The 21514-nt window shown below is 55.5% G+C and carries 19 protein-coding genes and 4 tRNA genes; all 23 read right to left on the bottom strand.

Annotated elements, in window-relative coordinates; all coding sequences use genetic code 11:
• Positions 1-4 precede the first annotated feature (4 nt).
• Positions 5-304 carry a 50S ribosomal protein L23 gene (gene rplW / locus AC07XF_RS17065; RefSeq protein WP_002555488.1) on the bottom strand — a complete coding sequence of 100 codons (300 nt, stop codon included), beginning with the start codon at positions 302-304 and terminating at the stop codon, positions 5-7.
• Positions 301-903 (bottom strand): 50S ribosomal protein L4, encoded by a 603-nt coding sequence (gene rplD, locus AC07XF_RS17070; protein ID WP_003228735.1) that lies wholly within the window; start codon positions 901-903, stop codon positions 301-303. The genes rplW and rplD overlap by 4 nt, the downstream gene beginning before the upstream one ends.
• A gap of 12 nt (positions 904-915) precedes the next feature.
• On the bottom strand, positions 916-1551 hold the full coding sequence (gene rplC / locus AC07XF_RS17075) for a 50S ribosomal protein L3 (protein ID WP_003186059.1): 636 nt from the start codon (positions 1549-1551) through the stop codon (positions 916-918).
• Between the two features lie 80 nt (positions 1552-1631).
• Positions 1632-1943 carry a 30S ribosomal protein S10 gene (gene rpsJ, locus AC07XF_RS17080; RefSeq protein WP_003186070.1) on the bottom strand — a complete coding sequence of 104 codons (312 nt, stop codon included), beginning with the start codon at positions 1941-1943 and terminating at the stop codon, positions 1632-1634.
• A 157-nt stretch (positions 1944-2100) separates the two neighbouring features.
• Positions 2101-3294: an elongation factor Tu gene (gene tuf, locus AC07XF_RS17085; RefSeq protein WP_007984412.1), complete on the bottom strand. Its 1194-nt coding sequence runs from the start codon at positions 3292-3294 to the stop codon at positions 2101-2103.
• 30 nt (positions 3295-3324) lie between these two features.
• Positions 3325-5430, bottom strand: coding sequence for an elongation factor G (gene fusA, locus AC07XF_RS17090; protein WP_057400627.1), 2106 nt, complete (start codon positions 5428-5430; stop codon positions 3325-3327).
• Positions 5431-5460: 30 nt separating this feature from the next.
• Positions 5461-5934 (bottom strand): 30S ribosomal protein S7, encoded by a 474-nt coding sequence (gene rpsG, locus AC07XF_RS17095; protein WP_007970418.1) that lies wholly within the window; start codon positions 5932-5934, stop codon positions 5461-5463.
• Positions 5935-6042: 108 nt separating this feature from the next.
• Positions 6043-6414 (bottom strand): 30S ribosomal protein S12, encoded by a 372-nt coding sequence (rpsL, locus tag AC07XF_RS17100; protein WP_003186084.1) that lies wholly within the window; start codon positions 6412-6414, stop codon positions 6043-6045.
• A gap of 216 nt (positions 6415-6630) precedes the next feature.
• Complete coding sequence (gene rpoC, locus AC07XF_RS17105) at positions 6631-10830, bottom strand: DNA-directed RNA polymerase subunit beta' (protein WP_007984408.1); 4200 nt, start codon at positions 10828-10830, stop codon at positions 6631-6633.
• A gap of 64 nt (positions 10831-10894) precedes the next feature.
• A complete protein-coding gene (gene rpoB / locus AC07XF_RS17110; RefSeq protein WP_053162836.1) occupies positions 10895-14968 on the bottom strand; it encodes a DNA-directed RNA polymerase subunit beta in 4074 nt (1357 codons plus the stop codon).
• A gap of 220 nt (positions 14969-15188) precedes the next feature.
• Positions 15189-15554, bottom strand: coding sequence for a 50S ribosomal protein L7/L12 (rplL, locus tag AC07XF_RS17115; RefSeq protein WP_007970414.1), 366 nt, complete (start codon positions 15552-15554; stop codon positions 15189-15191).
• Between the two features lie 75 nt (positions 15555-15629).
• A complete protein-coding gene (gene rplJ / locus AC07XF_RS17120) occupies positions 15630-16130 on the bottom strand; it encodes a 50S ribosomal protein L10 (RefSeq protein WP_007970413.1) in 501 nt (166 codons plus the stop codon).
• A gap of 198 nt (positions 16131-16328) precedes the next feature.
• A complete protein-coding gene (gene rplA, locus AC07XF_RS17125) occupies positions 16329-17024 on the bottom strand; it encodes a 50S ribosomal protein L1 (protein ID WP_003186095.1) in 696 nt (231 codons plus the stop codon).
• On the bottom strand, positions 17024-17455 hold the full coding sequence (rplK, locus tag AC07XF_RS17130; RefSeq protein ID WP_007933726.1) for a 50S ribosomal protein L11: 432 nt from the start codon (positions 17453-17455) through the stop codon (positions 17024-17026). Before rplK ends, rplA begins: the two co-directional genes overlap by 1 nt.
• A gap of 117 nt (positions 17456-17572) precedes the next feature.
• Positions 17573-18106, bottom strand: coding sequence for a transcription termination/antitermination protein NusG (nusG, locus tag AC07XF_RS17135; RefSeq protein WP_007984405.1), 534 nt, complete (start codon positions 18104-18106; stop codon positions 17573-17575).
• Between the two features lie 9 nt (positions 18107-18115).
• A complete protein-coding gene (gene secE, locus AC07XF_RS17140; protein WP_007984402.1) occupies positions 18116-18484 on the bottom strand; it encodes a preprotein translocase subunit SecE in 369 nt (122 codons plus the stop codon).
• A gap of 45 nt (positions 18485-18529) precedes the next feature.
• A tRNA-Trp gene (locus AC07XF_RS17145) sits at positions 18530-18605 on the bottom strand.
• 173 nt (positions 18606-18778) lie between these two features.
• Positions 18779-18854, bottom strand: a tRNA-Thr gene (locus AC07XF_RS17150).
• A 26-nt stretch (positions 18855-18880) separates the two neighbouring features.
• A tRNA-Gly gene (locus tag AC07XF_RS17155) sits at positions 18881-18954 on the bottom strand.
• A gap of 24 nt (positions 18955-18978) precedes the next feature.
• Positions 18979-19063 (bottom strand) — tRNA-Tyr (locus tag AC07XF_RS17160).
• Between the two features lie 143 nt (positions 19064-19206).
• On the bottom strand, positions 19207-19644 hold the full coding sequence (locus AC07XF_RS17165) for a hypothetical protein (RefSeq protein ID WP_495027373.1): 438 nt from the start codon (positions 19642-19644) through the stop codon (positions 19207-19209).
• Positions 19645-19651: 7 nt separating this feature from the next.
• A complete protein-coding gene (locus AC07XF_RS17170) occupies positions 19652-20401 on the bottom strand; it encodes a pantothenate kinase (protein ID WP_495027374.1) in 750 nt (249 codons plus the stop codon).
• Positions 20391-21350, bottom strand: a complete 960-nt coding sequence (birA, locus tag AC07XF_RS17175) for a bifunctional biotin--[acetyl-CoA-carboxylase] ligase/biotin operon repressor BirA (RefSeq protein WP_495027375.1) — start codon at positions 21348-21350, stop codon at positions 20391-20393. The genes AC07XF_RS17170 and birA overlap by 11 nt, the downstream gene beginning before the upstream one ends.
• Between the last annotated feature and the right edge of the window lie 164 nt (positions 21351-21514).

A 21514-nucleotide genomic window follows, 5' to 3' on the forward strand; every position in this document is an offset into this window, starting at 1 on the left:
TTCCTTACTCAGCACTGCTGCTGAAATCGAGATCTTGGCCTGGCTGAAGGGAGATAACTGCCTTCTTCCAGTCATTACGCTTGCCCAGACCGCGAGCAGTGCGCTTGCTCTTACCCAGAACGTTCAGGGTAGTTACACGCTCTACTTTCACGCTGAACAGGCTTTCGACGGCCTTCTTGATTTCCAGCTTGGTTGCGTCAGTAGCAACCTTGAAAACGAACTGGCCTTTCTTGTCTGCCAGAACCGTAGCCTTCTCGGAAACGTGCGGGCCAAGCAGAACTTTAAATACGCGTTCCTGGTTCATCCCAGCAGCTCCTCGAATTTCTTCACGGCCGACACGGTGATCAACACCTTGTCGTATGCGATCAGACTAACTGGATCGGAACCTTGCACGTCACGTACATCTACGTGTGGCAGGTTGCGAGCAGCCAGGTACAGGTTCTGATCAACAGCGTCCGACACGATCAGAACGTCGGTCAGGCTCATGTTGTTCAGCTTGCCCAGCAGGTCTTTGGTTTTCGGCGTTTCAACGGCGAAATCCTGAACCACGACCAGACGATCAGTACGCACCAGCTCAGCAAGGATGGAACGCATTGCTGCGCGATACATCTTCTTGTTCAGCTTCTGGGAGTGATCCTGAGGACGAGCTGCGAAAGTGGTACCGCCGCCACGCCAGATTGGGCTACGGATAGTACCGGCACGAGCACGGCCAGTACCTTTCTGACGCCATGGGCGCTTGCCGCCACCACGAACGTCGGAACGGGTCTTTTGCTGCTTGGAACCCTGACGGCCGCCAGCCATGTAGGCCACGACTGCTTGGTGAACCAGCGTCTCGTTGAATTCGCCGCCAAATGTCAGTTCGGAAACTTCGATCGCTTGAGCGTCATTTACATTTAATTGCATGTCAGCTTCCCCTTAACCGCGAGCCTTGGCTGCTGGACGTACAACCAAGTTGCCGCCAGTAGCGCCAGGAACAGCGCCCTTGACCAACAACAGATTGCGTTCAGCGTCCACGCGCACTACTTCGAGGGACTGCACGGTCACGCGCTCAGCGCCCATATGACCGGACATTTTTTTGCCCTTGAATACACGACCAGGAGTCTGGCACTGGCCGATAGAGCCTGGAACGCGGTGGGATACGGAGTTACCGTGGGTGTTATCTTGCCCGCGGAAATTCCAACGCTTGATCGTACCCTGGAAGCCTTTACCCTTGGACTGACCGGTTACATCAACCAGTTGACCAGCGGCGAAGATTTCAGCGTTGATCAGATCGCCGGCCTGGTACTCGCCTTCTTCAAGGCGGAATTCCATTACGGTACGACCAGCGGCAACGTTCGCTTTAGCGAAGTGGCCAGCCTGAGCTGCTGTTACACGCGAAGCACGACGCTCGCCGACAGTGACTTGCACTGCACGATAGCCATCGGTCTCTTCAGTTTTGAACTGGGTGACGCGATTCGGCTCGATCTCAATGACCGTGACCGGAATGGAGACACCTTCTTCGGTGAAAATACGGGTCATACCGCATTTACGACCGACTACACCAATAGTCATGTTGTAAACCTCATGAGTGTACGGGGCTTTCACCCGCTATGGCCGCCCATTTCAGAGCGTTACACGACTAAGACCGAGTCTTAGCCGAGGCTGATCTGCACTTCCACACCGGCCGCAAGATCAAGCTTCATAAGAGCATCAACGGTTTTATCCGTTGGCTGGACGATGTCCAGAACGCGCTTATGAGTACGGATCTCGTACTGGTCACGCGCGTCTTTGTTGACGTGCGGGGAGACCAGAACGGTGAACCGCTCTTTACGGGTAGGCAGTGGAATTGGACCACGCACTTGAGCACCAGTACGTTTCGCGGTTTCCACGATTTCCTGGGTTGATTGGTCGATCAGGCGATGGTCGAAAGCCTTCAACCTGATACGGATTTGCTGATTTTGCATTGGATTTCAGACTCCGGCTGCTATTCCCACCGGGCGCAATACGCCCGTTAAAAGGAGGCGCAATTCTATAGACGCCCCAGATGGGTGTCAACCCAATAAAAAAGCCCCCGCTGAGCGGGGGCTTTTCAAAGCATCGAAGCTATCTCAAAAGAGAAGCTTATTCGATGATTTTGGCTACGACGCCAGCGCCGACGGTACGACCGCCTTCACGGATAGCGAAACGCAGGCCGTCTTCCATTGCGATGGTCTTGATCAGGGTAACTTCCATCTGGATGTTATCACCTGGCATTACCATTTCAACGCCTTCTGGCAGCTGGCAGTTACCAGTCACGTCAGTAGTACGGAAGTAGAACTGTGGACGGTAGCCTTTGAAGAACGGAGTGTGACGACCGCCTTCTTCTTTGCTCAGAACGTAAACTTCTGCGGTGAACTTGGTGTGCGGCTTAACCGAACCCGGCTTAACCAGAACCTGGCCACGCTCAACGTCGTCACGCTTGGTGCCACGCAGCAGAACGCCGCAGTTCTCGCCAGCACGACCTTCGTCGAGCAGCTTGCGGAACATCTCAACACCGGTGCAGGTGGTGGTGGTGGTGTCACGCAGACCAACGATTTCCAGTGCATCCTGAACGCGAACGATACCGCGCTCGATACGACCAGTTACAACAGTACCGCGACCGGAGATCGAGAATACGTCTTCGATTGGCATCAGGAACGGCTTGTCGATAGCACGCTCTGGCTCTGGGATGTAGCTGTCCAGAGTTTCTACCAGCTTCTTGACGGCAGTGGTGCCCATCTCGTTGTCATCTTTGCCTTCCAGCGCCATACGGGCCGAACCAATGATGATTGGAGTGTCGTCACCCGGGAAGTCGTAAGTGCTCAGCAGATCGCGCACTTCCATCTCTACCAGTTCCAGCAGCTCAGCGTCGTCTACCAGGTCAGCCTTGTTCAGGAAAACCACGATGTACGGAACGCCTACCTGGCGGGACAGCAGGATGTGCTCACGGGTTTGTGGCATCGGACCATCAGCGGCCGAGCAAACCAGGATCGCACCGTCCATCTGGGCAGCACCGGTGATCATGTTCTTCACATAGTCAGCGTGACCTGGGCAGTCAACGTGAGCGTAGTGACGAATCTTCGAGTTGTACTCGACGTGCGCGGTGTTGATGGTGATACCACGAGCTTTTTCTTCTGGAGCGCTGTCGATCTTGTCGAATTCAACGATTGCAGAACCGAAAACTTCGGAGCAAACGCGAGTCAGAGCTGCGGTCAGAGTGGTTTTACCGTGGTCAACGTGACCGATAGTGCCAACGTTGACGTGCGGTAGGGAACGATCAAATTTTTCTTTAGCCACGACAATTAACTCCTTGCCTAAAGGACTGAATCAGCCTTGTTTTTTGGTTACAGTTTCGACGATGTGCGACGGAGCTGTATTGTATTTTTTGAATTCCATAGAGTAGCTTGCGCGACCCTGGGACATGGAACGAACGTCGGTCGCATAACCGAACATCTCGCCCAGCGGAACTTCAGCGCGAATTACCTTGCCGGAGACCGTGTCTTCCATACCCAAAATCATGCCGCGACGACGGTTAAGGTCGCCCATCACGTCACCCATATAGTCTTCAGGCGTAACAACCTCTACCGCCATGATCGGCTCGAGCAACTCACCACCGCCCTTCTGGGCCAGTTGCTTGGTCGCCATGGAAGCAGCCACCTTAAACGCCATCTCGTTCGAGTCGACGTCGTGGTAAGAACCATCAAACACGGTAGCCTTCAGGCCGATCAGCGGATAGCCGGCAACAACGCCGTTCTTCATCTGCTCTTCGATACCCTTCTGGATAGCCGGGATGTATTCCTTAGGAACCACACCACCCACTACTTCGTTCACGAATTGCAGACCTTCCTGACCTTCGTCAGCAGGAGCAAAACGGATCCAGCAATGGCCGAACTGGCCACGACCGCCGGACTGACGAACGAACTTGCCTTCGATTTCGCAGTTCTTCGTGATGCGCTCACGATACGAAACCTGAGGCTTACCGATGTTGGCTTCGACGTTGAACTCACGGCGCATCCGGTCAACCAGGATGTCCAGGTGCAGCTCGCCCATGCCAGAGATGATCGTTTGACCAGTCTCTTCATCAGTCTTGACGCGGAAAGACGGGTCTTCCTGAGCAAGCTTGCCCAGAGCGATACCCATTTTTTCCTGGTCATCCTTGGTCTTAGGCTCAACGGCAACCGAAATAACCGGCTCCGGGAAGTCCATGCGAACCAGGATGATTGGCTTGTCAGCGTTGCACAAGGTTTCACCGGTGGTGACGTCCTTCATGCCGATCAAGGCCGCGATGTCACCAGCGCGTACTTCCTTGATCTCTTCACGGGCGTTTGCGTGCATCTGCACCATACGGCCCACACGCTCTTTCTTGCCTTTGACCGAGTTGATCACGCCGTCGCCGGAGGCCAACACGCCCGAGTAAACGCGGACGAAGGTCAAGGTACCCACGAATGGGTCGGTAGCGATCTTGAACGCCAGAGCCGAGAACGGCTCGTTGTCGTCTGCATGACGCTCCATCTGCTTTTCCTCGTCATCCGGGTCAGTACCCTTGATGGCAGGAATGTCAGTTGGTGCAGGCAGGTAGTCGATAACGGCGTCGAGAACCAGGGGAACACCCTTGTTCTTGAAGGAGGAACCGCAAACAGCCAGAACGATCTCACCAGCGATAGTACGCTGACGCAGAGCACCCTTGATTTCCTCGATGGAGAGTTCTTCCCCTTCGAGGTACTTGTTCATCAGCTCTTCGCTGGCTTCGGCCGCAGCCTCTACCATGTTGTTGCGCCATTCTTCAGCCAGTTCCTGCAGTTCAGCAGGGATAGCTTCGCGACGCGGAGTCATGCCCTTGTCAGCATCGTTCCAGTAAACCGCTTCCATGGTCATCAGATCGATCTGACCCTGGAAGTTGTCTTCGGAACCGATAGCCAACTGGATCGGCACCGGAGTGTGACCCAGACGCTGCTTGATCTGAGCGATCACGCGCAGGAAGTTCGCACCGGCACGGTCCATCTTGTTCACGTAAACGATACGTGGAACACCGTACTTGTTGGCTTGACGCCATACGGTTTCGGACTGAGGCTCAACGCCGGAAGTACCGCAGAACACAACAACCGCACCGTCGAGTACACGCAGGGAACGTTCAACTTCAATGGTGAAGTCTACGTGACCCGGGGTATCGATGACGTTGAAGCGGTATTGGTCCTTGTGCTGCTTGGCGGAACCCTGCCAGAAGGCGGTAATGGCAGCAGAAGTAATGGTAATACCACGCTCCTGCTCCTGAACCATCCAGTCAGTGGTCGCAGCGCCGTCATGCACTTCGCCCATCTTGTGGCTTTTGCCAGTGTAAAAAAGGACGCGCTCGGTGGTGGTGGTTTTACCAGCATCCACGTGAGCAACGATACCAATGTTACGGTAGCGATTAATCGGTGTTGTACGAGCCATAAAGCCCTCGCAAAATGAGTGACGCTAAAATTAGAAGCGGTAGTGCGAGAAAGCCTTGTTGGCTTCAGCCATACGGTGCACGTCTTCACGCTTCTTAACTGCAGCACCTTTACCTTCGGCGGCGTCCAACAGTTCGCCAGCCAAACGCAGAGCCATAGACTTCTCGCCACGCTTACGGGCGAAGTCTACCAGCCAGCGCATTGCCAGAGCGTTACGACGGGAAGGACGAACTTCGACCGGAACCTGGTAAGTAGCACCACCAACGCGGCGCGACTTCACTTCGACCAGCGGAGCGATGGCGTCGAGTGCTTTTTCGAAGAGTTCCAGGGGATCGGTGCCGGCCTTACGAGCCTTCACGGTATCCAGGGCACCATAAACGATACGCTCGGCAACGGCTTTCTTGCCGCTTTCCATTACGTGGTTCATGAATTTGGCGAGGATTTGGCTTCCGTATTTCGGATCGTCCAGAATCTCACGCTTGGCTGCTACGCGACGTCTTGGCATTGATAAGCCCTCAAACGGTCTTCAGGTTAGCCCGGGACAGATCCTGTGGATACGTGCCCGACCTTACTCTTATCGACTCAATAAAATGAAAAACTGCAAAACGGCCGATTACTTCGGACGCTTGGTACCGTACTTCGAACGACCCTGGTTACGACCTTTAACACCGGAAGTATCCAACGAACCGCGAACGGTGTGGTAACGAACACCTGGCAAGTCTTTTACACGACCGCCGCGGATCAGTACCACGCTGTGCTCTTGCAGGTTGTGGCCTTCACCACCGATGTACGAGGAAACCTCGAAACCGTTGGTCAGACGCACACGGCATACTTTACGCAGTGCCGAGTTAGGTTTTTTCGGCGTGGTGGTGTACACACGGGTGCACACGCCACGGCGTTGCGGGCAGTTCTGCAGCGCAGGCACGTCGGATTTCTCGACGATACGCTTACGCGGCTGACGTACCAGCTGGTTGATAGTTGCCATCTACTAGCTCCACTGTTGTCTTGCGACGCTATTGTCTTGCAAGAAAAGCAAAATGGCAGGAACGAGTTCCCGCCAAATTTAGGGGTACAAGAGTCTAAAGAGGATCTTGCCCCCAGTCAAGGCAAGGCCCCGCCCTCCCCGCTCATCCAATCTCGACAATTTGTCTCGATTCGATGAACGGAGTGACCAGGGCCTCACACTCATTTACCGCAGAACTCAGTTACCGCTCGAGTTCAGCGCTTCGGTCAGTGCAGCTTCCACTTCACTGGCGCTTACGCGCAACGGTTTGTCTGCATCACGGCGGCGCTTACGCTCGCTGTGATAAGCCAGACCGGTACCGGCCGGGATCAGACGACCCACGACTACGTTTTCTTTCAGGCCGCGCAGGTAATCGCGCTTGCCGGTTACCGCCGCTTCGGTCAGTACGCGAGTGGTTTCCTGGAAGGAAGCCGCCGAGATGAACGATTCGGTGGACAACGACGCCTTGGTGATACCCAGCAGAACGCGAGTGAACTTGGAGACAAACTTGTCTTCGCCGCTCAGACGCTCGTTCTCTACCAGAACGTGAGTCAATTCCATCTGGTCACCCTTGATGAAACTGGAATCGCCGGATTCAGCGATTTCAACTTTACGCAGCATCTGACGCAGAATGGTCTCGATGTGCTTGTCGTTGATCTTCACGCCTTGCAGACGGTAAACGTCCTGGATCTCGTTAACGATGTACTTGGCCAGCGCACTCACACCCAGCAGACGCAGGATGTCATGTGGATCGCTCGGGCCGTCGGAGATAACTTCGCCGCGGTTTACCTGTTCGCCTTCGAACACGTTCAGGTGACGCCACTTCGGAATCAGCTCTTCGTACGGATCGCTACCGTCGTTCGGGGTGATAACCAGACGGCGCTTGCCCTTAGTCTCTTTACCGAACGCGATGGTGCCGCTGACTTCAGCCAGAATCGAGGCTTCTTTCGGACGGCGAGCTTCGAACAAGTCGGCAACACGCGGCAGACCACCGGTGATGTCACGGGTCTTCGAAGTCTCTTGCGGAATACGAGCGATAACATCACCGATCGCAATCTTCGCACCGTCCGCTACACCGACCAGGGCGTTGGCTGGCAGGAAGTACTGAGCGATAACGTCAGTGCCTGGCAGCAACAGATCCTTGCCGTTGTCGTCGACCATCTTCACGGCAGGACGAATGTCTTTACCGGCAGCTGGACGATCTTTGGCGTCGAGTACTTCAATGTTGGTCATACCGGTCAATTCGTCAGTCTGACGCTTGATCGTGATGCCTTCTTCCATGCCCACGTAGGTCACGGTACCTTTCATTTCGGTAACGATCGGGTGAGTGTGCGGATCCCACTTGGCCACGATTGCGCCAGCGTCGACCTTGTCACCTTCTTTAACCGAAATCACAGCACCGTACGGCAGCTTGTAACGCTCACGCTCACGACCGAAGTCATCAGCGATGGCCAGCTCACCGGAACGGGACACAGCAACCAGGTGACCATCCACTCGCTCAACGTGCTTCAGGTTATGCAGACGGACGGTACCGCCATTCTTCACCTGAACGCTGTCGGCTGCGGAGGTCCGGCTTGCCGCACCACCGATGTGGAACGTACGCATCGTCAGCTGGGTACCCGGCTCACCGATGGACTGGGCAGCGATAACGCCGACCGCTTCACCGATGTTCACCTGGTGACCACGAGCCAGGTCACGGCCGTAGCACTTGGCGCAAATGCCGTAGCGGGTTTCGCAGCTGATCGGCGAACGCACGATCACTTCGTCGATGCTGTTCAGCTCGATGAACTCGACCCACTTCTCGTCTACCAGGGTGCCAGCAGGAACGATGACGTCCTCGGTACCCGGCTTGAATACGTCACGGGCAATAACACGACCCAATACGCGCTCACCCAACGGCTCTACAACGTCACCGCCTTCAATGTGCGGAGTCATCAGCAGACCGTGTTCGGTGCCGCAATCGATTTCGGTTACAACCAGATCCTGCGCCACGTCTACCAGACGACGAGTCAGGTAACCGGAGTTCGCAGTTTTCAACGCGGTATCCGCCAGACCTTTACGAGCACCGTGAGTGGAGATGAAGTACTGGAGTACGCTCAAACCTTCACGGAAGTTCGCAGTAATCGGCGTTTCAATGATGGAACCGTCCGGCTTGGCCATCAGGCCACGCATACCGGCGAGCTGACGGATCTGCGCAGCAGAACCCCGCGCGCCCGAGTCGGCCATCATGTACATCGAGTTGAACGATTCCTGGTCGACTTCGACGCCATGACGGTCGATGACTTTCTCTTTCGAGAGGTTGGCCATCATCGCCTTGGAAACTTCGTCGTTCGCCTTGGACCAAAGGTCGATCACTTTGTTGTACTTCTCGCCCTGGGTTACCAGGCCGGAGGCGTACTGGCTCTCGATCTCTTTAACTTCGTCGGTGGCTGCACCGATGATGCGGGCTTTTTCATCCGGGATAACGAAGTCGTTAACACCGATGGAAACGCCGGAGATGGTCGAGTAAGCAAAACCGGTGTACATCAACTGGTCAGCGAAGATCACGGTCTCTTTCAGACCAACCACGCGGTAGCACTGGTTGATCAGCTTGGAGATCGCCTTTTTCTTCATCGGCAGGTTGACGACGTCGTACGACAGACCTTTTGGCACAACCTGGAACAACAGCGCACGGCCGACAGTGGTGTCGACGATACGGGTGTTGGTCACGCTGCCGCCGTCACGGTCGTTGACGGTTTCGTTGATCCGGACTTTAACCTTGGCGTGCAGTGCGGCTTCGCCGGCACGGAACACACGGTCAACTTCCTGCAGATCCGCGAATACACGACCTTCGCCCTTGGCGTTGATCGCTTCACGCGTCATGTAGTACAGACCCAATACAACGTCCTGCGACGGAACGATGATTGGCTCACCGTTGGCTGGCGACAGAATGTTGTTGGTCGACATCATCAACGCACGCGCTTCCAGCTGGGCTTCCAGCGTCAGCGGTACGTGCACGGCCATTTGGTCGCCGTCGAAGTCGGCGTTGTACGCGGCGCAGACCAGCGGGTGCAGCTGGATAGCCTTACCTTCGATCAGTACCGGTTCAAACGCCTGGATACCCAGACGGTGAAGGGTCGGTGCACGGTTGAGAAGAACCGGGTGTTCGCGAATCACTTCAGCGAGAACGTCCCAAACTTCCGGCAGCTCGCGCTCGACCATCTTCTTGGCAGCTTTGATGGTGGTAGCGAGACCACGCATTTCCAGCTTGCCGAAAATGAACGGCTTGAACAGCTCGAGAGCCATTTTCTTCGGCAGACCGCACTGGTGCAGACGCAGGGTCGGACCTACGGTAATTACCGAACGACCGGAGTAGTCAACACGCTTACCGAGCAAGTTCTGACGGAAACGACCCTGCTTACCCTTGATCATGTCAGCCAGGGATTTCAGAGGACGCTTGTTCGAACCGGTGATAGCGCGGCCACGACGACCGTTGTCGAGCAGTGCGTCGACGGCTTCCTGCAACATACGCTTTTCGTTGCGCACGATGATGTCCGGAGCGGACAGATCCAGCAGGCGCTTCAAACGGTTGTTACGGTTGATCACTCGACGATACAGGTCGTTGAGGTCGGAAGTCGCGAAGCGACCGCCATCCAGCGGGACCAGTGGACGCAGATCTGGCGGCAGAACCGGCAGAACGGTCAGCACCATCCACTCTGGCAGGTTGCCGGAACCCTGGAAGGCTTCCATCAACTTCAGACGCTTGGACAGCTTCTTGATTTTGGTTTCGGAGTTGGTTTGCGGAATCTCTTCACGCAGACGGCCAATCTCGTGCTCCAGGTCGATAGCGTGCAGCAGTTCGCGGACAGCTTCGGCACCCATGCGGGCATCGAAATCGTCGCCGAATTCTTCCAGCGCTTCGAAGTACTGCTCGTCGTTCAGCAGCTGACCTTTTTCAAGGGTGGTCATGCCTGGATCGATAACGACATAGCTCTCGAAGTAGAGAACGCGTTCGATATCACGCAGGGTCATGTCCATCAGCAAGCCGATACGGGACGGCAGCGATTTCAGGAACCAGATGTGGGCAACCGGCGAGGCCAGTTCGATGTGCGCCATGCGCTCACGACGAACTTTTGCCAGCGCGACTTCAACGCCACACTTCTCGCAGATCACACCACGGTGCTTCAAGCGCTTGTACTTACCGCACAGGCACTCGTAATCCTTTACCGGGCCAAAGATCTTGGCGCAGAACAGGCCGTCACGCTCAGGCTTGAACGTACGGTAGTTGATGGTTTCCGGCTTTTTAACTTCACCGAACGACCACGAACGGATCATCTCAGGCGATGCCAATCCGATACGGATGGCGTCGAACTCTTCGACTTGACCCTGGTTTTTCAGCAAATTCAGTAGGTCTTTCAAGGCCTTTCCTCCTGGCGGAGCAGAGAGCGGGCAATCCTGCCCCGCTCTCGATTCGCGTCACGTGTTATTCGGTTTCCAGATCGATATCGATGCCGAGGGAACGAATTTCCTTGATCAACACGTTGAAGGACTCGGGCATGCCCGGCTCCATACGGTGATCGCCATCCACGATGTTTTTGTACATCTTGGTACGGCCGTTCACATCGTCCGACTTCACTGTGAGCATTTCTTGCAGAGTGTAAGCGGCACCGTATGCTTCCAGTGCCCAGACCTCCATCTCCCCGAAACGCTGACCACCGAACTGCGCCTTACCACCCAGCGGTTGCTGGGTAACCAGGCTGTACGAACCGGTAGAACGCGCATGCATCTTGTCGTCTACCAAGTGGTTCAGCTTCAGCATGTACATGTAGCCAACGGTAACCGGGCGCTCGAACTTGTTGCCGGTACGGCCGTCGGTCAGCTGCATCTGGCCGCTTTCTGGCAGGTCTGCCAGTTTCAGCATGGCCTTGATTTCGCTTTCCTTGGCGCCGTCGAACACTGGAGTGGCCATTGGAACGCCGCCACGCAGGTTTTGAGCCAGATCCAGGATTTCCTGATCCGAGAAGTCATCGAGGCTTTCCTGACGACCACCGATCTCGTTATAGATCTCGTGCAGGAACTTACGCAGCTCGGCAACCTTGCGCTGCTCTTCAATCATGCGGTTGATCTTCTCGCCCAAACCTTTGGCAGCGAGGCCCAGGTGGGTTTCAAGGATCTGACCAACGTTCATACGCGAAGGTACGCCCAACGGGTTGAGGACGACGTCGACCGGGGTGCCATTGGCATCGTGCGGCATGTCTTCAACCGGCATGATCACGGAGACCACACCCTTGTTACCGTGACGACCGGCCATCTTGTCGCCCGGCTGGATGCGACGACGGATTGCCAGGTAAACCTTGACGATTTTCAGCACGCCTGGAGCCAGGTCATCGCCCTGCTGCAGTTTGCGCTTCTTGTCTTCGAACTTGTCGTCCAGCAGACGGCGACGATCAACGATGTAGGCCTGAGCCTTCTCGAGCTGCTCGTTCAGAGCATCTTCAGCCATGCGCAGTTTGAACCACTGGCCGTGCTCAAGACCGTCGAGAACTTCGTCGGTGATGTCCTGGCCTTTCTTCAGACCGGCGCCGCCTTCGGCTTTGTGGCCGACCAGAGCGGAGCGCAGACGTTCGAAAGTAGCACCTTCAACGATACGGAACTCTTCGTTCAGGTCCTTGCGGATCTCGTCCAGCTGAGACTTCTCGATCGACAGGGCACGAGCATCACGCTCAACGCCGTCGCGGGTGAAGACCTGTACGTCGATGACAGTACCTTTGGTACCGGTAGGTACACGCAGGGAAGTGTCTTTAACGTCGCTGGCCTTTTCACCGAAGATCGCACGCAGCAGTTTTTCTTCCGGAGTCAGTTGGGTCTCGCCTTTCGGAGTGACCTTACCAACCAGGATGTCGCCTGCGCCTACTTCAGCACCTACATAAACGATACCGGCTTCGTCCAGCTTGTTCAGTGCCGCTTCACCCACGTTCGGGATGTCGGCAGTGATTTCCTCTGGGCCAAGCTTGGTATCACGGGCCACACAGGTCAGTTCCTGAATGTGGATCGTGGTGAAACGATCTTCCTGAACCACACGCTCGGACAGGCAGATGGAGTCTTCGAAGTTGAAGCCGTTCCATGCCATGAACGCGATGCGCATGTTCTGACCCAGTGCCAGTTCACCCATGTCGGTGGACGGGCCGTCGGCCATGATGTCGCTACGCTGAACCCGATCACCTTTACGCACCAGCGGACGCTGGTTGATGCAGGTGTTCTGGTTGGAGCGGGTGTACTTGGTCAGGTTGTAGATGTCGACACCGGCTTCACCGGTTTCAACTTCGTCATCGGCAACACGAACCACGATACGGCTGGCGTCGACGGAGTCGATCACGCCGCCACGACGAGCCACGACGCAAACGCCGGAGTCACGGGCTACGTTACGCTCCATGCCGGTACCTACCAGCGGCTTGTCAGCGCGCAGGGTCGGCACAGCTTGACGCTGCATGTTCGAACCCATCAACGCACGGTTGGCGTCGTCGTGCTCGAGGAACGGAATCAGCGACGCAGCAACCGAAACTACCTGCTTCGGCGATACGTCCATCAAGGTGACGTCTTCCGGCGCCTTGACGGTGAATTCGTTCAAGTGACGAACAGCTACCAGCTCGTCGATCAGGACCTTCTTGTCGTTCATCGTGGCCGAAGCCTGAGCGATCACGTGATCAGCTTCTTCGATGGCGGACAGGAACACGATCTCGTCGGTGACCAGAGCGTCTTTCACCACGCGGTACGGGCTTTCCAGGAAGCCGTACTGGTTGGTGCGCGCATAGGCAGCCAGGGAGTTGATCAGACCGATGTTCGGACCTTCCGGCGTTTCGATCGGGCAAACACGACCGTAGTGCGTCGGGTGTACGTCACGAACTTCGAAGCCGGCACGCTCACGAGTCAGACCGCCAGGGCCGAGTGCGGAAACACGACGCTTGTGGGTGATCTCGGACAGCGGGTTGTTCTGGTCCATGAACTGGGACAGCTGGCTGGAACCGAAGAACTCTTTCACCGCCGCAGCCACCGGCTTGGCGTTGATCAGGTCTTGCGGCATCAGGCCTTCGCTTTCAGCCATCGACAGACGCTCTTTGACCGCACGTTCAACACGTACCAGGCCAACGCGGAACTGGTTCTCGGCCATTTCGCCTACGCAGCGAACACGACGGTTACCCAGGTGGTCGATGTCATCGACGATGCCTTTACCGTTACGGATGTCGACCAGGGTCTTCAGTACCGCGACGATGTCTTCCTTGCACAGCACGCCCGAACCTTCGATCTCGGTACGACCGATACGACGGTTGAACTTCATCCGGCCGACCGCAGACAGGTCATAGCGCTCAGGGCTGAAGAACAGGTTGTTGAACAGGGTCTCGGCAGCGTCTTTGGTTGGCGGCTCGCCAGGACGCATCATGCGATAGATCTCGACCAGCGCTTCCAGTTGGTTGCTGGTGGAGTCGATCTTCAGGGTGTCGGAGACGAACGGACCGCAGTCGATATCGTTGGTGTACAGAGTTTCGATGCGAACAACCTGAGCCTTGGCGATTTTGGCCAGGATCTCGGTGTTCAGCTCGGTGTTGCACTCTGCCAGGATTTCGCCGGTTGCCGGATGCACGATGACCTTGGCGGTTGTACGACCCAGGACATAGTCCAGAGGCACATCCAGCTCTTTGATCCCGGCTTTTTCCAGCTGGTTGATGTGGCGAGCGGTGATACGACGACCTTGCTCGACAATAACCTTGCCTTTGTCATCCTGGATATCCAGGACAGCGATTTCACCGCGCAGGCGCTGAGGCACCAACTCCAGGCTCAGGGTCTCGCCCTTCACGTGGAATACGTTGGTGGTGTAGAACGCGTCCAGCACTTCTTCAGTGGTATAGCCCAGCGCGCGCAGCAGTACCGATGCAGGCAGCTTGCGACGACGGTCGATACGCACGAATACGCAGTCTTTCGGGTCGAACTCGAAGTCCAGCCACGAACCGCGGTAAGGAATGATGCGCGCGGAGTACAGCAGTTTACCGGAGCTGTGCGTCTTGCCACGGTCGTGGTCGAAGAACACGCCCGGGGAACGGTGCAGCTGGGAAACGATTACACGCTCGGTACCGTTGATTACGAAGGTACCGTTCTCAGTCATCAGGGGGATTTCACCCATGTAGACTTCTTGCTCTTTGATGTCCTTGATCGCTTTGTTCGACGACTCTTTGTCGAAAATGATCAGGCGCACTTTTACCCGCAAAGGTACGGCATAAGTTACACCGCGCAATACGCATTCTTTGACATCAAATGCCGGTTCGCCCAGGCGATAACCGACGTACTCCAGCGCAGCATTGCCGGAGTAGCTGATGATCGGGAAAACGGATTTGAAGGCCGCATGCAGGCCCACGTCGCGGAACTGATCTTTAGTCGCTCCCGCTTGCAAGAATTCACGATACGAATCCAGCTGGATGGCCAGGAGGTACGGCACATCCATGACGTCCGGCAACTTGCTAAAGTCCTTGCGGATACGTTTTTTCTCAGTATATGAGTAAGCCATCAGCGTTCCCCAGCTTGGTCACCTGCTTGTTTGGCCCCTCCCGACGGGAGCAGCCAGAAAATCGTGCAAACCCCATGGTTTGCGCCACCGCATCGGGTGGTTACAGCACGTTATCGGCACCGACCCAGTCGGCTGCCAATAACGGAAAAAGGCCGGTGGCAAGAGCCACCAGCCATCAGCCTGTCGCTTAACGCTCGGGCTGGAGGAGCAAAGTCGATGCTTACTTCAGCTCGACTTTAGCGCCTGCTTCTTCCAGAGCTGCTTTGGCTTTGTCAGCTGCGTCTTTGGCAACAGCTTCCAGAACCATGGCAGGTGCGCCGTCAACTACAGCCTTGGCTTCTTTCAAGCCCAGACCGGTCAGTTCACGTACAGCCTTGATCACGTTAACTTTCTTCTCGCCAGCTTCGGTCAGCATGACGTTGAATTCGGTTTGCTCTTCAGCAACGGCAGCAGCAACAGCTGGACCAGCCGATGCAGCAGCAGCGGTAACGCCGAATTTTTCTTCGAAAGCTTTGATCAGCTCAACAACTTCCATTACGGACATGTTGCCAACTGCTTCAAGGATATCGTTCTGAGAGATAGACATGAATCTAATTCCTGATATTGGGGACGGCCTACGCGACCATCGAAAAAAACAAAAAACGCGAGAAGTTGACGAGCCTTAGGCTGCAGCAGCTTCTTTCTGGTCGCGAATTGCCGCCAGAGTACGAGCCAATTTGCTGGTAGCGCCTTGAATCACGCTCATCAGCTGAGAAATTGCTTCGTCACGGGTCGGCAGAGTTGCCAGTACGTCGATTTGGTTAGCTGCGAGGAACTTGCCCTCGAACGCAGCTGCCTTGATCTCGAACTTGTCCTGACCCTTTGCGAATTCCTTGAAGATCCGGGCAGCAGCGCCTGGATGTTCTTTGGAGAACGCAATCAGGGTAGGGCCTGTGAACACGTCGTTGAGGACACTGAATTCAGTGTCAGCAACAGCGCGCTTGAGCAGGGTGTTACGTACAACACGTACGTAAACGCCAGCTTCACGAGCCTCTTTACGGAGTCCGGTCATCGCGCCTACTGTTACGCCACGGGCATCAGCCACGACAGCGGACAGAGCGACTTTGGCAGCCTCGTTGACTTCAGCGACGATGGCCTTCTTGTCTTCGAGTTTAATTGCCACGGGTTTAACTCCTGCTTGTTACCGTTTCATCTGGTCGAAACCGGATGTCGTTTTGGTGTCTGATTCGGTAAGGAACCGGGAGCACCATCTGCGTAGGCTTGTGGTTTAAGACTTGCGTCGCCTACGGTCTTGGATAGCCCCCGCCAGGCAGGGACCCCAATTTTTCAATTGGCGCAATCGCTTGCGCCAATCTGTGTCTTACGCGTCGAGCGAGCTTTGGTCGATGACCAGACCTGGGCCCATAGTGGTGCTCAGGGTAACGCGCTTGACGTAAATACCTTTCGAGGAAGCTGGCTTGATACGCTTCAGATCAGCGATCAGGGCTTCAACGTTTTCCTTCAGCTTGACGGCGTCGAAGCCGATCTTGCCAACGGAAGTGTGGATGATGCCGTTTTTGTCGGTGCGATAACGAACCTGACCAGCCTTGGCGTTTTTAACCGCGGTAGCTACGTCTGGAGTTACGGTGCCGACTTTAGGGTTAGGCATCAGACCACGTGGACCGAGGATCTGACCCAACTGACCCACGACGCGCATGGCATCCGGGGATGCGATCACTACGTCATAGTTCAGGTCGCCGCCTTTCATTTCGGCAGCCAGGTCGTCCATGCCTACACGGTCAGCGCCGGCAGCCAGAGCGGCTTCAGCAGCTGGACCCTGGGTGAACACGGCAACGCGAACGGTCTTGCCAGTGCCGTGTGGCAGCACAGTAGCGCTACGAACGACCTGGTCGGATTTACGCGGATCAACACCCAGGTTTACAGCTACGTCGAACGACTCGCTGAACTTGACAGTCGACAGCTCGGCCAGCAGAGCAGCGGCGTCTACAAAGTTGTAGGCCTTGCCTGCTTCGATTTTGCCGGCGATAGCCTTTTGACGCTTGGTCAGCTTAGCCATTACACACCCTCCACGTTAAGGCCCATGCTACGAGCAGAACCGGCGATAGTACGCACGGCTGCTTCCATATCAGCTGCAGTCAGATCCGCGTTTTTGGTTTTCGCGATTTCTTCCAGCTGAGCACGAGTCACAGTGCCAACCTTAACGGTGTTCGGACGAGCGGAACCGCTGGTCAGACCGGCCGCCTTCTTCAGCAGAACCGAAGCAGGGGTGGATTTGGTTTCGAAAGTGAAGCTACGGTCGCTGTAGACAGTGATGATCACTGGAGTCGGCAGACCTGGCTCAAGACCCTGAGTACGGGCGTTGAAAGCCTTGCAGAATTCCATGATGTTCACGCCGTGCTGACCCAGAGCAGGACCAACAGGTGGGCTTGGGTTAGCCTGAGCGGCCTTCACTTGCAGCTTGATGTAAGCGGTAATCTTCTTGGCCATGAGGCACTCCAATTACGGGTTCGAACGCCTCGAGAGGCTCCCCGGTTACTTGCGCGTTTATCCCAGTGACGACAAAACCCCACAGCCTATGGCTGCGGGGTTGGGATTTTTGTTCAACTAGACCTTTTCGACCTGGCTGAACTCGAGCTCCACCGGAGTAGAGCGACCGAAAATGAGCACTGCGACCTGAATCCGGCTCTTTTCGTAGTTAACTTCTTCAACAACACCGGTAAAGTCCGCGAATGGACCGTCATTGACACGCACCGACTCGCCCGGCTCGAACAACGTCTTCGGCTTCGGCTTGTCGCTACCATCAGCAACGCGGCGCAGAATCGCTTCTGCTTCCTTATCGGTGATCGGTGCAGGCTTGTCAGCAGTACCGCCGATAAAACCCATCACCCGAGGAGTGTCCTTGACCAAGTGCCAAGTACCCTCGTTCATATCCATCTGCACCAGCACGTAACCTGGGAAGAATTTGCGTTCGCTTTTGCGCTTCTGGCCATTGCGCATTTCAACCACTTCTTCAGTGGGAACCAGAATCTCGCCGAAGCCATCTTCCATACCGGCCAGCTTTACGCGCTCGATCAGCGAGCGCATTACATGCTTCTCGTAACCGGAGTAAGCATGCACAACATACCAACGCTTAGCCACGGGACACCCTTAGCCGACAATCAAGGAAACAAGCCAGCCGAGCAGGGAATCAAGCCCCCACAACAGCAACGCCATAACCAGAACAACAGCCACCACAATCAGGGTGGTCTGCGTGGTTTCTTGGCGAGTTGGCCAAACGACTTTACGAATCTCGGTGCGAGCTTCCTTAACCAGTACAAAGAAAGACTTGCCCTTGACCGTCTGCAGGCCTACAAAGGCAGCTACAGCAGCAATGGCAAGCAATGCGAGTACGCGGTACAGGATCGGCGAAGCAGAAAAGTACTGATTGCCAACAACGCCAACAACCACCAGAGCGACTACTACAAGCCACTTGAGGAGGTCGAAACGAGAGCCTTGAGCTTCAGCTTTAGGAGTCATCTATGAAGATCCTGTGAAAAGAAAGCCAGACACACCAGGTGAATCTGGCAGGTCAGGAGGGAATCGAACCCCCAACCTACGGTTTTGGAGACCGTCGCTCTGCCAATTGAGCTACTGACCTAAAACAAAATCAGGCCGACCATTATGCCGACCCGAAAAAGACTTTACAACACTTACCAGGCAATCCCGACTGCAACACCAGCATCTGCGACACCGGCAACCCCGAAAACACAACAAGGCGCAACCACAACCACCTAAAACAAAGGCAGATATTTTCATATCTGCCTTGTTATATGGAGCTCTTGAGCGGATTTGAACCGCTGACCTCACCCTTACCAAGGGTGTGCTCTACCAACTGAGCTACAAGAGCGTAACACTGTGCAAAACCTGTAAACTTGGAGCGGGTAGCGGGAATCGAACCCGCATCATCAGCTTGGAAGGCTGAGGTTCTACCACTAAACTATACCCGCGAGGCTTACAGCTCTCGCTAAAAATGGTGGAGGGGGAAGGATTCGAACCTTCGAAGTCGTAGACGTCAGATTTACAGTCTGATCCCTTTGGCCGCTCGGGAACCCCTCCTAAGCGAGCCGGCATTCTACATCATGCCAGCCTTCTGTCAAGCACTTTTCTCATTAAAAACCTGAGCTTAGCTGCGTTGACCTCGCTTCACTTCGTTAACCGTTTCCGGTGTTCGCTGTGGAGCGGGCGCCATTCTATGCAAACTATTCGGTGGGTGCAACCCCCTCGCACGGCATTATTTTATGTTTTAACTCATTGAATTCTTTAGAAAGGTTTTGCAGCTGCAGATCGTCCAGCCAACGCCGGCTTTCCGGTGCAATACGCACCCAATACCCTGCGCTTTCCGACACCCTGGACAGGGATTGGTATTTGACCTCCATCCCGCTCAACCGACGCTCAACCGCCTGCGCGGCCTCCTGGCGCGTATAGCCCCCCAGATAAAGGCAGCCATTGTCTGGCGAGACAGCTTTAGCCTTGTCCTTGGATGCGTCACCCGCTTCGCTCAACAGGCGTATATCTTGCTGAGACCCGCGATACAGACTCAAAGGCGTGACATCTTTCGCGCGCAGCGGAGCCTCTTGTTGATGCCAGATGTAGTAAAAGCCATTGAGGACAAGCAGCAGCAGAAACAACCAACGCATAAAAACCTCAGGACAAGGGACAGGCCATGGCCAATCCGACAAACACCAAGTCCGGAACCACCCTGGCCCGAGGCACGACCTCAGAAACCAGGCTCGCATCCCCCCCGGTGAGGAATACGACAAAGTCCTCACCCCAGTAGCTGCGCGCCAACTCGAGCTGAGTCATTACGAAGCCGCGCAACATCAACAAACAACCACGCTCGACAGCCTCGACAGTCGCACGCCCCGGAACAAGACTCTCCAGAGCCTGCTCCGCCGCCAGATCTCCGTAACGAATTTTGCGCGTATGGGTACGCAATTGGTTGCGCATCAACGGCATGCCCGGACAGATGAAACCACCCAGGTGCTCTCCATCAGAAGAAATAAAGTCCGCAGTCACAGCCGTACCGAAGTCGAGCACCAGGCACGCACCTGAAGCAAGATGAAAGCCTCCAAGCATTGCAAGCCACCGATCCAGCCCCAGCCGCTCAAACTCTTCATAACCGTTGCGCACGCCTGACATTTCGCGAGCAGGCGCTGCGCACACTATCGGCACGTCAAAGGTATCCTTCAGCAATGACGTCAGCGCACCGGCCTCTTCCGCAGTCCTGACGCTCACCAGCCGGCAAAACGTGAGGGCAAGCCCTTTGAGCTCCCCCAACCCCTCAAGCAAAGCGAGATTGGAATCGACAACCCCCTCACCAAGCACCTGCCCAGCATTCGCCGAAAGCACGCGCCACTTGATGAAACTATTCCCACAATCGAGCTCAAGAATCATCACGCAACCTCAGGCTCAATTCACCACCACTGAAGACTTTCTCCACACCATCCACCTTCAGGCGCAGGGCACCCTGGTCATCAATACCAAGCACCTCACCATCAATTTGATTGACACCAGCAATCAACGACACGCTTCGCCCCTGCCACAGGTGATTTTGCTCCCACTCTGATTGGATAGCCAAAAAACCACCCGCCTGATGACGAGCCAGGTATCGCTGCAGCATCTCCCCCAACATAGCGACCAATTGGTTGCGATCAAACAATTTGCCTGACTCGAGCCGCATGGATGTCCATTGCTGGTCCACCTCGTCAGCGGACCGCATGTTCACATTGATTCCCACCCCCAGAACCACGTGACACACATCAGCAGGGTCACCGACCAGCTCGAGCAATATTCCAGCGATCTTTTTCTGCCCCACCAGAACATCGTTGGGCCACTTCAATCCAGCGGCTGCAATACCAAGCTCACGTAACGTCTGCAAAACAGCGAGCCCAACGACGAGACTCAAGCCCTCCAACTGGCGCATCCCACCATCAATACGCAGTACCAGGCTGTAATAGACGTTTTCTGCGAAGGGACTGACCCATTTTCGCCCCCTTCGCCCGCGCCCGGCCGTCTGCCGCTCCGAAAGCACAAGAAATGGTGCGGCCTGCCCCCGCTCTATAGCACGCAGCGCCTCGGCGTTCGTGGAGTCGATTGAGTCGTAAACCTGGACGGGCCAGTCGCAAGAAATCGCCCGGGCACTTATCTCGGAAGGATCGAGCAGCGCTAATGGCGCGGACAATTGGTAGCCACGCCCACGAACTTTATGAATGGACAATCCCAGCTCAGATTCTAAATGCTGAAGCTGCTTCCACACGGCGCTACGACTGACGCCCAGGGCAGCACCCAATGCTTGACCCGAATGGAATCGGCCATCTTTAAGAAGCTTTAACAACGTCAGCATGTAAGTCTCGCCTCACAATGAGGCCCGCATGATAGCCACGCGCCGAGCTATTGCATAGAAATCCAATAGTCGTGGCTTTTCTGCGGACAAAAACAAAACCCCAACTGCTTTCGCAATTGGGGTTTCGGAATTTAATCTTGACGATGACCTACTCTCACATGGGG

It is taken from the genome of Pseudomonas sp. GW821-FHT01C01, from assembly GCF_059422645.1.

What these genes read in the sequence shown, in the direction of transcription:
- rplD (WP_003228735.1), bottom strand. Translation starts at nt 903, where the DNA reads ATGCAATTAAATGTAAATGACGCTCAAGCGATCGAAGTTTCCGAACTG.
- fusA (WP_057400627.1), bottom strand. Translation starts at nt 5,430, where the DNA reads ATGGCTCGTACAACACCGATTAATCGCTACCGTAACATTGGTATCGTT.
- rpoB (WP_053162836.1), bottom strand. Translation starts at nt 14,968, where the DNA reads ATGGCTTACTCATATACTGAGAAAAAACGTATCCGCAAGGACTTTAGC.
- rpsJ (WP_003186070.1), bottom strand. Translation starts at nt 1,943, where the DNA reads ATGCAAAATCAGCAAATCCGTATCAGGTTGAAGGCTTTCGACCATCGC.
- AC07XF_RS17165 (WP_495027373.1), bottom strand. Translation starts at nt 19,644, where the DNA reads ATGCGTTGGTTGTTTCTGCTGCTGCTTGTCCTCAATGGCTTTTACTAC.
- rplK (WP_007933726.1), bottom strand. Translation starts at nt 17,455, where the DNA reads ATGGCCAAGAAGATTACCGCTTACATCAAGCTGCAAGTGAAGGCCGCT.
- rplL (WP_007970414.1), bottom strand. Translation starts at nt 15,554, where the DNA reads ATGTCTATCTCTCAGAACGATATCCTTGAAGCAGTTGGCAACATGTCC.
- birA (WP_495027375.1), bottom strand. Translation starts at nt 21,350, where the DNA reads ATGCTGACGTTGTTAAAGCTTCTTAAAGATGGCCGATTCCATTCGGGT.
- rplW (WP_002555488.1), bottom strand. Translation starts at nt 304, where the DNA reads ATGAACCAGGAACGCGTATTTAAAGTTCTGCTTGGCCCGCACGTTTCC.
- rpsG (WP_007970418.1), bottom strand. Translation starts at nt 5,934, where the DNA reads ATGCCAAGACGTCGCGTAGCAGCCAAGCGTGAGATTCTGGACGATCCG.
- rplA (WP_003186095.1), bottom strand. Translation starts at nt 17,024, where the DNA reads ATGGCTAAGCTGACCAAGCGTCAAAAGGCTATCGCCGGCAAAATCGAA.
- secE (WP_007984402.1), bottom strand. Translation starts at nt 18,484, where the DNA reads ATGACTCCTAAAGCTGAAGCTCAAGGCTCTCGTTTCGACCTCCTCAAG.
- rplC (WP_003186059.1), bottom strand. Translation starts at nt 1,551, where the DNA reads ATGACTATTGGTGTAGTCGGTCGTAAATGCGGTATGACCCGTATTTTC.
- AC07XF_RS17170 (WP_495027374.1), bottom strand. Translation starts at nt 20,401, where the DNA reads ATGATTCTTGAGCTCGATTGTGGGAATAGTTTCATCAAGTGGCGCGTG.
- rpsL (WP_003186084.1), bottom strand. Translation starts at nt 6,414, where the DNA reads ATGGCAACTATCAACCAGCTGGTACGTCAGCCGCGTAAGCGTATCGTC.